The sequence below is a fragment of the Paraburkholderia sp. J10-1 genome, from assembly GCF_905220165.1.
Lineage (GTDB): Bacteria > Pseudomonadota > Gammaproteobacteria > Burkholderiales > Burkholderiaceae > Paraburkholderia.
Genome location: NZ_CAJMYW010000090.1, coordinates 1 through 291, shown reverse-complemented (window position 1 = coordinate 291; position 291 = coordinate 1). Strand labels below are relative to the sequence as shown.

1 pseudogene is annotated in these 291 nt (G+C 57.7%); it reads left to right on the top strand.

The window, feature by feature from the left end:
• Nucleotides 1-13: 13 nt before the first annotated feature.
• Nucleotides 14-291: pseudogene (locus tag U5A65_RS40850) on the top strand (mammalian cell entry protein); the annotation flags it as partial.

The window sequence follows — 291 nt, the reverse complement described above, 5'->3', positions numbered from 1 at the left end:
ATCGGAATTCACGATGCCTGTGACGGTGAACCTGTTTCCCAATCGCCTCGGAAGAAAGTTCCGGGAGTCGCTGGGTGAAGGCAACAACGACGGCGGAAAGGCACTCCTGCAAAAACTGGTGGCTCAGGGTTTGCGTGCCCAGTTGCGGACCGGAAGTCTTATCACTAGCCAGCGCTACATTGCGCTGGACATCTTTCCGAACGCCCCGCGGGCCACCATAGACATGACGAAGGTACCGCTGGAACTACCGACTGTGCCCAATTCGCTGGAGGAGCTTCAGGTGGTCATCGC